This is a genomic window from Streptomyces sp. HD, from assembly GCF_028369295.1.
GTDB lineage: Bacteria > Actinomycetota > Actinomycetes > Streptomycetales > Streptomycetaceae > Streptomyces.
This window is the reverse complement of the sequence record NZ_JAQMYP010000075.1, coordinates 24,857-38,438: the sequence shown is the minus strand read 5'-3', so window position 1 is coordinate 38,438 and position 13,582 is coordinate 24,857. Positions and strand designations below refer to the sequence as shown.

Genomic DNA, 13,582 nt, shown 5'->3' with positions numbered 1-13,582 from the left:
ATACGTGGTGCCGACCGAGGGTGCGGACCCGACGGTGGCCCAGCTGCGCGAGTGGTGTGGCCGGGTTCTGCCGCAGTACATGGTGCCGGCCGCGTTCGTGGTGCTGGAGGCCATTCCGTTGACCGGCAACGGCAAGGTCGACCGTAAGGTACTGCCCGCCCCCGATGGGGAACGCCCCCGGACGGGTACGGAGTTCGTCGCTCCGCGCACGGTGGTGGAAGAGGCGATCGCAGGCGTGTGGGCGGAGGTCCTGGGCCTCGACCGGGTCGGCGTCCAGGACAACTTCTTCGAGCTCGGCGGCGACTCCATCCTCAGCATCCAGGTCGTCTCCCGCGCCAAACGGCACGGCCTCCACCTCACCCCCCGCATGCTCTTCCAACACCAGACCATCGCCGAGGTGGCCCGGCATGCGGAAGAGAACACCGTGATCTGGGCGGAGCAAGGACCCGTCCAGGGCGAGGTGGCCCTGACCCCGATCCAGCGCTGGTTCCTTGACCTGGACCTGTCGAACCACGCCCATTTCAACCAGTCGCGGCTGCTGGAGACCAGCGCACTCGACCCTGAGACCCTGGAAGCCGCGCTGTCGCTGCTTGTGGAACACCACGACGCGCTGCGACTGCGGATGGAAGGCGGTCCCGAGGCCTGGCACCAGACCCATGCGGTCGAGGAGGACAAACGGCTCAGCCTGCATCGCGACCTCTCCGCACTGACGGAGGCGGACTTGTGGGAGGAGTTCCGCGCCGCAGCCGACGAGGCACAGCGATCCATCGACCTGACCACCGGCCCGCTGTTGCGCGCCGTACTGTTCGACCTCGGTGAGAACCGCGGACAGCGGCTCCTGCTGGTGATCCACCACCTCGCGGTCGATGGCGTCTCATGGCGCGTCCTCCTGGAGGACCTCGCTGAGATCTACCGCTCCCTCACCTTGGGAGAACGGGTGATCCTTCCCCTGAAGACGACCTCCTACCAGGCATGGGCCACCCGGCTGCAGCACTACGCGACGACCGACCGGGCTCTCGGCGAACTCGACCACTGGACACGCTCCCGCAGCACCGCACCGCTGCCGAGGGATCGGGAGGGTGAAAACACCAACGCCTCGTACGCCGCGGTCAGCGTCTCCCTGGACGAGGCCGAAACGGCCGCCCTGCTGCGCGATGTGCCGCGAACCTTCGGCAGCCGGATCAACGACGTCCTGCTGACCGCCGTGACGCAGGCGGTCTGCGCTTGGACGGGCGAGCAGAGCGTCTCGATGGCCCTTGAAGGCCACGGCCGTGAGGAACTGTTCGACGACGTCGATCTCTCCCGAACCGTAGGCTGGTTCACCAGCATCTTCCCCGTCGAGCTGAGCCCTGCCTCCGGCGGTCCGGCACAATCGCTGGCAAGCGTCCAGGAGCAGTTGGCAGCGATTCCGAACCGTGGAGTCGGGTACGGAATCCTGCGTTACCTGGGCCCGGACGCGATTCGCAGGGAGCTGACGGCGCAGGACTGGCCCGAGATCAGCTTCAACTACCTCGGCCAGTTCGACCGTGAGATCACCGGTCTGGGCCGCGCGGCGGTCGACAGCGAGCCCAGGGGAGCCTCTGCCGACCCCGATGGGCGCCGCGCTCACCTCCTCGACATCCTCGTCGGCGTGCACGGCACCCGTATGTCGCTGAGCGTCTTGTACAGCCGCAACGTGCACGATGAGCGGACGGCGCGCGATCTGGGCGAGGGAACGGCCGCCGCGCTGCGCGCGCTGATCCGGGCGCAGCAGGAGGCGGCAGCGGCGACCACCGGGCCGGCGGACGAGGTTCATCCGTTGACCCCGATGCAGGCGGGCATGCTCTTCCACTCGCTGTCCGAGACTGTCGAGAGCGACGAAGTCCGCCCCTACGTGGTGCAGATGGTCGATGAGTTCACCGGCAAGCTCGACCACGACCGCTTCCGCAGCGGCTGGCAGGAAGTGGTTGACCGGCACACGGTTCTGCGCAGCGCTTTTCTCCTCGATGAAGAGGGCAACGGACGCCAACTGGTCCGGCCGGAGGCCGCACTCCCCTTCACCCAGGTCGACTGGCGGGACACCGATGCGGAGACCCAACAGCAACGACTGGAGCGGCTGCTGGATGAGGACCGGCGCAGCGGCTTCGACTTGGAGCAGCCCCCGCTGATGCGTTTCACCCTCGCACGGGTGGCGGACGACCGGACGGTGGTCCTCTGGTCCTTCCACCACTTGTTGCTGGACGGGTGGAGTGCACAGTTGGTGCAGCAGGAGTTCTACGCCCGGTACCGGTCCGCCGGTAGCGGCAGGGCCGAGGAATTCTCCCCGGCCGTGCCGTACTCCCGCTATCTCGACTGGCTCGCAGAGCGTTCACAGGCCGAGGCGGAGGAGTTCTGGCGCCGGCGCCTGCACGACTTCACGACGCCCACCGCGCTCGGGGTCGACCGGGAGACCGGCCTGACCGGGTTCGGGGACACGGAGTTCACTGTGGAAAGTGAACTCGCCGGCCGCCTCGGCGAGTTCGCAAAGTCCAACCGGCTCACGGTCAACACCGTCCTGCAGGGTGTGTGGGCTCTGCTGCTCTCCACGTACAGCGGCAGCGAAGACGTCCTGTACGGCTCCACGGTCTCCGGCCGGCCCGCAGACCTGCCCAGTGTCGAGTCGATGGTCGGTCTGTTCATCAACACGCTGCCGGTCCGGACCGCCGTACCCGCGGACGCCTCTGTCCTGGGATGGCTGCGGACCTTGCAGGACGAACACGTGGAGCTCCGCCAGTACGAGTACAGCTCGCTCGCGGACATCCAAAGGTGGAGCGGCGTGGTCGCGAACGAGAAGCTGTTCCGTTCCATCCTGATCTTCGAGAACTACCCGAAGCTCCTGAGCGGTGCCGACCTGCCGGACGGGCTCACCCGACGGCGTCTCGGCTACGTCGAGCGCACCGGCTACCCTCTCGTGCTCGGCGCAGCGTACTCGGCCGACATGCTCCACCTGCACCTGGTGCACGACCGGAGCCTGATCGACGACGCGACGGCGCAACGGATGGCCGGTCAGCTGCCGCGCCTGCTGGACGGGATCATCAGCGCCGGGCAGCAGGACACCGTCGGCTCGCTGGACGTGCTCACCCCGGACGACCGCGCTCAGCTCGCCGCTTGGAGCGGGCCCGACCTGCCGTACGAGGACAACGTCCCGGTACATGAGTTGATCGAGCGTCAGGCGCGACTGCGGCCCGCTGCCGTCGCCGTCGAGTTCGACGACGACACCCTCACCTACCAGCAGCTCAACGAGCGGGCCAACCGACTGGCACACCGGCTGCGGGCGCTGGGAGCGGGTCCTGAGGTCATGGTGGGCCTGTGCCTGGAGCGCGGTCTGGACATGATCGTCGCCCTGCTCGGCATCCTGAAGTCCGGCAGCGCCTACGTGCCCCTGGACACCCAGTACCCGGCGGACCGCATTGCCTTCATGGTCGAGGACACCGAGCTGCCGATCGTGGTCACACACCAGCACTTGATCGGCAAGTTGCCTACGGAGGCGGTGCGGCTGGTCTGCCTCGACCGTGCGTCCGACCGCGCCGAACTGGCAGCCGCACCGGTGACGGATCCAGAGCCGATGGCGGGCCCCGGGAATCTCGCCTACGTGATCTATACCTCCGGCTCCACCGGACGGCCGAAGGGCGTCATGATCGAACACCGGTCGGTGAGCGACCGGGTTCAGGAGATGCGTCGGCAGTACGGTCTCACCCCCGAGGACGCCTATCTGCAGTTCTCCTCGGTGACCTTCGACGGATCGGTGGGCGAGATCTTCCCGCCCCTGATCGCCGGCGCCCGTCTCGTCCCCCGGGGCGACGACTGGACGCCCGCCAAGGTGCTGGAGATCCTCAGGACCAAGAGGATCACCGTCTGCCAGCTCCCGCCCTTCGTGTGGAATGAGCTGATCTCGCAGTTCACCGACTCCCGCGAACTCGGCGCCGAGTTGCGGCTGATGAGCATGGGCGGCGAGCGAGTGCTGGCGGCCTCGGTGGAGAGGTGGTTCGCCAAGACCTCGGTGCCTCTGTTCAACATCTACGGACCGACCGAGACCACCGTCAACATGACCACCTGCCTGCTCACCGGGCCCTCACCGACCGTGCCGATCGGCGCGCCGGTGGCGAACACCGATGTCCTCGTGGTCGACGCCACCGGCCGTGAGGTGCCGATCGGTGTACCCGGCGAGCTGTGGATCGGTGGCAAGGGCGTGGCCCGCGGCTACCTGAACAGGCCCGATCTGACGGCCGAACGGTTCGTCCGCGACCCGCGCTGTCCCGAAGGGACACGGCGCATGTACCGCACGGGTGACCTGGTGCGGTGGCTGCCCGACGGGCAGATCGAGTTCCTCGGGCGCATGGACGACCAGGTCAAGCTGCGCGGCTTCCGCATCGAGCTGGGTGAGATCGAGTCGACGCTCACCTCGCATCCGCGGATCAGGGCGGGCGCCGTGCTGCTGCGTGAGGACGACCCGGGCGTGCGCCGGCTGGTGGCGTACTGCCTCCCGGTTCCGGGCCAGGACCCGGACGCCGCCGAACTGCGCGAGTGGTGCGCCCGCACTCTGCCGGAGTTCATGGTTCCGAGCGTGTTCGTCCTCCTCGACGAGTTCCCCGTGACCGCCAACGGCAAGGGCGTCGACCGCAAGGCGCTTCCGGCACCCGAGACTGCCCGGAACAACGCGGCTGCCTTGTACGTTGCGCCGGCGAACCCGACCGAGGAACTGCTCGCCGAGATCTGGTGTGAGGTGCTCAAGGCCGACCGAGTCGGCACCGCCGACAACTTCTACGAGCTGGGCGGTGACTCCTTCCTCAGCATGCAGGTCATCGCCCGGGCCCGGCGGCGCGGCGTCCGGCTCACCCCGAGGCTGCTGTTCCAGAACCAGACGATCGCCGAACTGGCGGCGCGGCTGACGGAGCGGGGGGCCCCGACCGCCGCCGCGCGACGGCAGCGGACTGACGCAGAGCCGTTCGTGGTGCACGGATCGGTCTCCCAGGAGCGGGACACCCGCGTCTCCACCGTGGTCCTGGGCAACAGCACGGCACAGCGCACGCTCTTCGCCTTCCACGAGGGCGGCGGCAACGTCAGCGGCTATGTGCACCTGGCCGAGGCACTGGGCCCCGTCGCACGCGTGGTCGGTATCGAGTCCCGCAGCGTCGCGTTCGGGGCCGAGCCGGAGGACGACGTGGTGGGCATGGCCCGTCAGTACTGGGAGGCCATCCGCGCCCTCCAGCCGGCCGGGCCGTACCTACTGGCCGGATACTCCTTCGGCGGGGCGCTGGCTATCGAGGTCACCCGGCTGATCGAGGAGTCGGGGGAGCGGGTCCAGCTCCTCGTCGCGCTGGACTCCTGTCTGCCCGTCGAGGGCGCCATGGACCTGGTCGAACAGGACCACGCTGCGGTCGTCGAGCTGCTCGCGCGACTGGACGAGGCGGAGGCGGACAGCGCGCGGATCTCCGCTCTCATGACCGAACTGAACCTGCCCGCCGACATGCTGGCGCTGCGCCGGTCCGAACTGGTGGCCCATCTGCGGACGATGGAGGCCCACACACGGGCTCTGTTCGGCCACCGGCCGCCGACGGTCTCCTGCCCGGTGCTCCTCTACCAGGCGGAGGCGTCGCCTTGGCGGCTTCCGGTCGCGGACAGCTGGGCACCTTTCGCCGGCCGGCTCGACGCTCGGCTCACGCCCGGCGACCACCTCACCTTCCTGCGCCCTCCGCACGTCGAAGGCATGGCACAGGACATCGCCAAGGCGATCGCGGACTTCTAGTGCCCGCAAGGGGGCCGGGCTCGCCCGCGCGGCCCCCTGCCGACCAGTGAGTTTCCAATCCACCCACAACAGGACTCCATTTATGACGACTTCCCCCGGTGGGGCACTTTCGCCGTCCTCGGCGGGTGTGCGCGCCATGTACGAGGAATTCCCGTACCCGCTGCCCAATTCCGACACGAACCCCATCTATGACGTAGCCATGGGACTGGACCTGGTATTGCCGGATCTCGACGGCTGCCAGGTGCTGGATGCCGGTTGTGGAACGGGGCACAGGCTCGTCGGAACCGCGCTTCAGTACCCCGACACCGAATTCCTCGGTATAGACTTCAGCGAGCATTCCCTTTCAGTGGCCCGGGAACTGGCCGCGAAGCATCAGTGTGACAACGTGCGGTTCCAGCACGCCGAGATCGGTGGTGCCTCGCTGGGGCGCGACTTCGACCTCATCACCAGTACCGGCGTCATTCACCATCTGGCCGATCCGGCCGGCGGCGCCGACTGGCTGCAACGTCACCTCAAGGCCGATGGTGTCGCCTACACCTGGTACTACCACCCGTACGGTGAATTCGACCGGCTGCTGAGCCGTGACCTGGTTCAGGTGCTGCTCAAGAATTCTCCCGAAGAAATTTCGGACACCGTTCTGGCGGATCTGGGGCTGGCTCTGTCCGTGGAGCAGTACGGTACTCGTACGTCCTTCTCCGAAGCGTCGGCGGAAGCCCAGCTCGCCGCCGATGTCGACGCCTACATCCATCCCATCGTCAACGCCTATCGATTCCAGGAAGCCGCTGACTTCTTCCGTAGTCGCTGCGAATGGACTATCGTTCACGGTATTAACTGGGACGGCGGCTCGGCTCTCATCAACACCGGTGAATGGGCTGCAGGTGAATTCGGCACACTGACCAGCAGCACGCTCTTTCCGAATGAGCGCCTGCGCGCCGTGTTCGAGCGAATTGACCCGGTCGCCCAGCTGCACTGCGTCGAACTCAAACTCCGCCCCACCGGTTTCACTCTGCTTTCCGGCGGTTCCGCAGGACTGGAGCGGTGCGCGGACCAGATCCGCGCCAACGCCCGCAACGCCAACTTGCTGCGCACGCAGACCTCCTAGGAGACACGATTATGATCACAGCCGGCCTCAAGCTCACCCACAGCGGCGGTCTGGCCCTGTTGGAGGACGACAAGCTCCTCTTCAACATCGAGGTTCAGAAGCTGGCGAACAACGCGCGCTACAGCCCGGTGGCCGATCTTCGGCTCATACCAGAGATCCTCGCCGAATACGGCTTCAAGGTGTCCGACGTCGACCACTGGGCGCTCGACGGCTGGGACGGGGCGGAGTTCGGTCGCCTCTCCGTTCTCGACCACGGCACACCCCTGGAACTGAAGGTCGCGCCCTACCGCGAGAACGACACCATCAACAGCCTCGTACGGCCGGGCTTCACGGGGGAGATCCCCATCGGCGGCAGCCTGGTGAAGTACGAGAGCTTCGTGCACATGTCGAGTCACTTCGCCGCCGCCTACTGTTCCAGCCCCTTCGCGGCGCGCGGCGAGAACTCCTTCGTGCTCGTGTGGGACGGAGGCTGCTTCCCCCGGCTGTACTTCGTCGATGCCGCGAAGGGCACCGTGGAGAACGGCGGCGAGGTCTTCCCGCTGATCGGTCACTCGTACGCGATGGCGGCCCAGTACTTCGGTCCGTGGGCGCGCAAGACCAAAGACCGGTCCCAGGTCGTGGACGACCTCTCGGTCGCTGGAAAGCTGATGGCCTACATCGCCCTCGGCCAGCCCAAGGACGCAGTCCAGGAAGCCATCCGGGACACCTTCCACAAGCACTTCGAGGCCCCCACGAAGGAGGTCGCCGAATACCGTCGCAGGGTCATCGGCTGCGGCAGCAACGGCGAACCCTCGCACCAGTATGTGCACGCGTACCTGAGCGAGGCGGCCGAGCGGATCGCCGCACTCGGTGTCTCGGACGAGGACGTCCTGGCGAGCATGCACCAGTTCATGGAGGACCTCCTGGTCGAGCGGATCGTCGAGAAGATCCGTCGTTGGAAGGGAGACGGGCCCTGGAACCTGTCCTTCGCGGGCGGCTGCGCGCTCAACATCAAGTGGAACAGCGCGCTTCGCGCACACCCGCTCTTCAACGACGTCTGGGTGCCACCGTTCCCGGACGACTCGGGCTCGGCCATCGGTACCGCCTGTGCCTCCTACGCCCACACCCAGGGCGTCTCGGCCATGCAGTGGCACGCCCGGCTGGGTCCGGCGCTGGTCGCCACCCCCGAGGTGCCCGCCGGGTGGCGGACACGTGACTGCTCGCCGGCCGAGGTCGCCAGGATCCTGCACGAGAGCGGCAAGCCGTTGGTCTTCCTGCGCGATCGTGCCGAACTCGGCCCGCGTGCCCTGGGTGCCCGCAGCATCCTCGGGACTGCCACGGACCCGGCCATGAAAGACGTGCTGAACGAGGTCAAGGACCGTGAGTACTACCGCCCCGTCGCCCCGATCTGTCTGACCGAGCACGCTCCCGAGATCTTCGAACCGGGCACACCCGACCCCTACATGCTCTTCGACCACGACGTCCGCCCGGACTGGCTGGACAAGGTGCCCGCCATCACCCACCTCGACGGCACCGCCCGGCTGCAGACCGTCAGCGCGGAGGACGATCCCGTGCTCGCGGAAGTGCTGCGCGCCTACCACCGGCTGAGCGGCATCCCGGTGCTCTGCAACACCAGCGCCAACCTGAACGGCAGCGGCTTCTTCCCGGACGCCGCGTCCGCCATGAAGTGGGGCCGTACCGACCACGTCTGGGCCGACGGAGTGCTCTACAGCAAAGCCTGAGGGACGCCGGAGGCCGTGGTGAGGGGCTGCGTCCTCCCGTTCACGGCCGCTTCCCGCCGCGCGGCCGACCACGCCCCGGTCGGCCGCGCCGTGACGAAAGACCCCGAGAGGAAGGCTCGTAACGTGCCCCAGTTGGCAAGCACCAGAATTCACCACCTCGGAGTGCAGACCGCGGACCTGGACAACTGCCTGTCCTGGTACCTGGAGTTCTTCGACGCGGAGAAGAAGTGGGAGCTGGACAAGTTCTCCGACCTCACGGTGAGCAGGCTGCCCGGAATTCGCCGGCTGATCGAGATCGCGGTCGGCGACGTGCGCATCCATCTCTTCGACCGAGCGGGTCACAACGAGAAGCCCGCCGACCCGGAGGGCTTCGTCTTCCAGCACGCCTGCATCACCGTCGCCTCCCCCGCGGAGCTGGCCGTCAGGCGGCAGAAGTGGATCGAGCTCTACGAGTCGGGGCGCTTCGCGTTCGCCCGGGACGATCAGCCGACCGACATCGTGGTGGACGACGACGGGGTCCACAGCCTCTATCTCTTCGACGTCAACGGGCTGGAGTACGAGCTCACCTACATACCGGACGGGGACCGATGAGGCCGCCGGGCGAGACCACTCTGGTCGTGGACCAGCACACCAGCACATGGGAGTTCGGTGACTTCCCCTACGGTCTGGAACCGCTGACCATGCCGCCCGTCGGCCATGCGACCGCCTCGTTCTCCGAGCTCCCGCACCCGGTCCCCGACTGTGACCTCGACGTCGTCCGCTTCCAGTTGAGCGCGCTCGCGGACAGCGCACTCGCCGGGGCACCCGAGGGTGACGAGCCCTCGAAGGAACAACTGTTCTGGTTCCGCTGGATCACCGGTCACCAGATCACCTTCCTGATCTGGCACCTGACGGGCCGACTGCTGGCGAAGGCCACGGGCAGGGAGCTGCCGGACGAACACGATCTGACCCGGCTGGAGAGGTACACGTACGGGTACTGCGCGATGCTGCTGTACACCGGCTCCTGTCCGCGCGACCTCTATCACTCGCTGATCCGGCCGCGGATGTACCTCCAGCACCGAGGCTTCAGCGGCACCTGGGCTCCCGATTTCGTACCAGTGCGCGGTCTGTTCCGGGGGCGGGGCCCGGCCGGCTCCTCCTTGCCGGAGGCGGCGGGTCTGGCCCGCGCGGTGGAGCTCAACAAGACCATCCACGACGGCATCGCGGCACGGTTGGTGCCCGAGGGGAGGTCACTGCTCCAGCAGGCCATGGGGGCCACCACGGTTCGCGTGTCGCAGCGCACGGCACTGCTGTACGACAACTTCTTCATGACCCTGCGTGCCGAGGTCAGCGAGGAGGACATCCTCGCGCAGCTGTTCCACCGGCTGCGCGCGGTGGCGTTGGACGTCTCCCGCCACGGCCTGTATCCGCTGGGGCACGAGGGCGACGACCGTCCCGAGGAACTGCGCAGCCCCGAGGTCGCCGACTGCGAGGCCATGTTCAGCCATGTGCTGCGCGGGGTCGCCGACGCTGCGATCGGCGAGACCAAGCCGCACGCACATCTCTGAGCGACGAAAGGACCACCACCCGTGCGCGCAACAGTCATTCACGGCCCAGGGGACATTCGGGTCGAGCAGGTGCCCGACGCCGTGGTGAGAAACCCGGGTGACGCCGTCGTACGTGTCGTGCTCTCCTGCGTCTGCGGCACCGACCTATGGGCTTACCGAGGGATGGCCGACATCTGTCCGGGCCGGCGTACCGGGCACGAGTTCCTCGGCGTGGTGGAGGACATCGGGGCGGACGTCACACGCTTCGCCGTCGGTGACCTGGTCGTCGCACCCTTCGTCTGGTCCGACGGCGTTTGCGAGTACTGCCTGGAGGGCCTGACCACATCCTGCGAGCACGGCGGGTTCTGGGGCACGCCGGGCTCGGACGGGGGGCAGGGCGAGGCGGTCCGGGTCCCGTTCGCCGACGCCACGCTCGTCGGGTTGCCGGCCGACGCCGCCTCTGACCACCGCCTGTTGACCGCGCTGCTGACCCTCTCCGACGTCCTGGGCACGGGGCATCACGCGGCGGTGACCGCCGGGGTGCGCCCCGGCTGCACCGTGGCCGTCGTGGGGGACGGCGCGGTCGGGCTGTGCGCGGTACTGGCTGCCGGGCGCCTGGGGGCGGAACGGATCATCATGCTCGGCCGGCACCGCACGCGCACAGATCTCGCACGCGTTTTCGGCGCGACCGACGTCGTCGCGGAGCGTGGCACGGATGCGGTCGAGACCGTGCGCGAACTGACGGGTGGCCGCGGCGTGCCCGCCGTGATCGAGGCAGTGGGAACCGAGCTGTCCATGCGGACGGCCGTGGGAGTCGCCCGGGACGGCGGCGCCATCGGGTGCGTCGGTGTGCCGCACGGCAGTGACACGGGTCTGGATCTGAGCGACATCTTCGAACGGAACGTCGCTCTGCGCGGAGGTGTCGCCCCGGTCCGGACCTACCTCCCGGAGCTGCTTCCGGACGTACTGGCAGGCAGGCTCGACCCCTCTCCGGTCTTCGACCTGGCCGTGGATCTCGACAAGGTGCCCGAGGGATACCGGGCGATGGACGAGCGCACCGCTCTGAAGGTGCTGATCACGTACTAGCGGCGTCATGCCGGTGTAACGACGAAAGTGAGTTCTCGTGGGCAAGTGGCCCGACAGCGTCGTGTCGTGTGTCGATATGAACGGCGACGCACTGTCCGACGACGTACTGAAGTACGCCTTTCACCAACTCCTCGGCAACAACGGGTACGTGCACCTGGTGAACGTCCCTGAGTCCTTCGACCATGTCGCCTTCCTACGGCATCTGGGCGAGTTCCAGCCCACACCGACCGGCACGCTCGTCGGGGACGTGAAGCCGGAACGTGGCATGGACGACGTCAACCACGGTCAGAACCGAGGCGCGTTGCAGCCCCACACGGAGGGCTACGAGTTCCACGGCAGGCCCCCGCGCTATCTCGCTCTGTGGTGTGTCAAGCCGGCGGAGGGGCTCGGCGGCGAGACCACCATGCTCGACGGCAACCGTGTGCTCGCCGAGTTCGACGACAGCGAGCTGGGTCACTTCCGCGACACGGTCTACCGCTGGGGCTCCACCGAAGGGCTGGCGCGAAAAGGAGTGGTGCCCACCGCCGAGCACCCGGTGCTCGAAGAGCAGGAGGGCGAACGCATCTTCCGCTTCTCCACCAGCTATCTGGCGATCCCGGAAGGCGACGAGCTGGCCACCCGGCTCATCGAGCGCGGCAACGCCCTCTACGAGGAGCAGCACGTCGCCATCCGGTACCAGAAGCGGGACATGGTGGTCTGGGACAACTGGCGGATGCTGCACTCCCGCAACGCGTTCGAGGACCCCACCCGCCATCTGAAGCGGGTGCAGATCGCGTCATGAACGGTGCTCAAGCTGTACTCCAGACCTTGGTCGACGCCGGCATCACCACATGCTTCACCAACCCGGGCACCTCTGAGATGCACCTCGTGGCGGGCATGGTGGCCATGCCCGAGATGCGTGGCATTCTCTGCCTCTTCGAGGGAGTGGCAACCGGGGCCGCCGACGGATACGGCCGGATGGCCGCTGCACCGGCCGCGACCCTGCTGCACCTCGGGCCCGGGCTCGGCAATGGCCTGGCGAACCTGCACAACGCACGTCGCGCGGGCACCCCCGTGGTGAACGTGGTCGGTGACCACGCCACCTACCACAAGCCATTCGATGCGCCGCTGGACTCGGACATCGAGGGCATGGCCGGTCCGGTGTCGAAGTGGGTGCGGCGGACCGAGAGCGCCGCCCGGGCCGGGATCGACACCGCGGCTGCGATCGCCGCCGCCCGTACTCCCACCGGACATCTGCCGGGTGGGGTCGCCACGCTGATACTGCCCTCCGACGTCTGCTGGTCCGAGGACGGCACGCCGGCCGCCGTCCCGGCCGTCAAGCCCGCGCCGATCGACCTGGACGCCGTCGAGCGGGTCGCCAAAGTCCTGCGGAGTGAGAGTGAGTGCCTGCTCTTCATCGGCGGTGGCGCGATGCGGAGGGAGGCGCTGGCCGCGGCGAGCCGCATAGCCCAGGCGACGGGCGCTCGCCTGCTGGCAGAGAAGTCCCCGGCTCGCCACGAGCGGGGAGCGGGGATCCCTTGTGTGGACCGCCTGCCCTACCCCCGGGATCTCGCGGCCGCAAAGCTGGCGGGTGCACGTCACATCATCTTCGCCGGAGCCCGGCCACCCGTCTCCTTCTTCGCCTATCCGGGCAAGCCGAGCGCACTGGTCCCGGACGGCTGCGAGGTACACGACCTCGGGAGCAATCCCGGGGCTCTGCACCAGTTGGCCGACCTGCTCGCGCCCGGTGTCCCGCCGCTTCTCGCCGCCGCGCATCGGCCCCGGCTGCCCAAGGGGAACCTGACAGCGCAGAAGGCCGCCGCCGTCCTCGGCGCACTGCTGCCGGAAGGCGCCATTGTCGTGGACGAGGCCATGACCAGTGACGAGTGGCTACCGGAGGCCACGGCGGGGGCGCCGGCGCATGACTGGCTCAACATCACCGGCGGCTCGATCGGCATGGGCATGCCGGTCGCGACGGGAGCCGCCGTGGCCTGCCCGGACCGGCCGGTGATCACTCTGGAGGCGGACGGCAGCGCCATGTACACCCTCCAGGCGCTGTGGACCCAGGCCCGCGAGGGACTCGACGTCACCACAGTCATCTTCAACAACGCCTCGTACGCGATCTTGGAGGGGGAGCTGCGGCGCCTCGGGGGATTCGACGGCGCCGCGGCGCGTCGCAGCCGGACGATGATCGACATTCCCGGACTCGATTTCGTCGCCCTCGCCAACGGCATGGGCGTCCCCGCCACCCGCGCCCGCACGGCCGAGGCGCTCGCCGAGCAACTGCGCCTGGCCATGGCTGAGCCCGGCCCCCACCTCATCGAGGCCGTCGTCCCTCCCGTGACCGCGACCGGCACCGCCGGGGCCGACGTGCGGCCCGTCTGACCACCTGTCCATCCGTGAG

Annotated in this window: 8 protein-coding genes; all 8 read left to right on the top strand. The window is 68.2% G+C overall.

Annotation, left to right across the window (positions count from 1 at the left end; genetic code table 11):
- Positions 1–4: 4 nt before the first annotated feature.
- The 8 genes from POF73_RS41935 to POF73_RS41900 all read left to right on the top strand — a co-directional run bounded on the left by POF73_RS41935 (position 5) and on the right by POF73_RS41900 (position 13,563).
- Positions 5–5,764, top strand: a complete 5,760-nt coding sequence (locus POF73_RS41935) for an amino acid adenylation domain-containing protein (protein ID WP_334313669.1) — start codon at positions 5–7, stop codon at positions 5,762–5,764.
- A 136-nt stretch (positions 5,765–5,900) separates the two neighbouring features.
- Positions 5,901–6,866 (top strand): class I SAM-dependent methyltransferase, encoded by a 966-nt coding sequence (locus tag POF73_RS41930; RefSeq protein ID WP_272124668.1) that lies wholly within the window; start codon positions 5,901–5,903, stop codon positions 6,864–6,866.
- An 11-nt stretch (positions 6,867–6,877) separates the two neighbouring features.
- Positions 6,878–8,587 (top strand): carbamoyltransferase N-terminal domain-containing protein, encoded by a 1,710-nt coding sequence (locus POF73_RS41925; protein WP_272124667.1) that lies wholly within the window; start codon positions 6,878–6,880, stop codon positions 8,585–8,587.
- 123 nt (positions 8,588–8,710) lie between these two features.
- Positions 8,711–9,178 (top strand): VOC family protein, encoded by a 468-nt coding sequence (locus tag POF73_RS41920; protein ID WP_272124666.1) that lies wholly within the window; start codon positions 8,711–8,713, stop codon positions 9,176–9,178.
- Positions 9,175–10,134, top strand: coding sequence for a hypothetical protein (locus tag POF73_RS41915; protein ID WP_272124665.1), 960 nt, complete (start codon positions 9,175–9,177; stop codon positions 10,132–10,134). Before POF73_RS41920 ends, POF73_RS41915 begins: the two co-directional genes overlap by 4 nt.
- A 21-nt stretch (positions 10,135–10,155) precedes the next feature.
- Entirely contained in the window at positions 10,156–11,199 is a 1,044-nt protein-coding gene (locus tag POF73_RS41910; protein ID WP_272124664.1) for a zinc-dependent alcohol dehydrogenase family protein, read from the top strand.
- Between the two features lie 76 nt (positions 11,200–11,275).
- Positions 11,276–11,980 (top strand): TauD/TfdA dioxygenase family protein, encoded by a 705-nt coding sequence (locus tag POF73_RS41905; RefSeq protein ID WP_272124663.1) that lies wholly within the window; start codon positions 11,276–11,278, stop codon positions 11,978–11,980.
- Positions 11,977–13,563 carry an acetolactate synthase large subunit gene (locus POF73_RS41900; RefSeq protein ID WP_272124662.1) on the top strand — a complete coding sequence of 529 codons (1,587 nt, stop codon included), beginning with the start codon at positions 11,977–11,979 and terminating at the stop codon, positions 13,561–13,563. Before POF73_RS41905 ends, POF73_RS41900 begins: the two co-directional genes overlap by 4 nt.
- Positions 13,564–13,582: the final 19 nt, after the last annotated feature.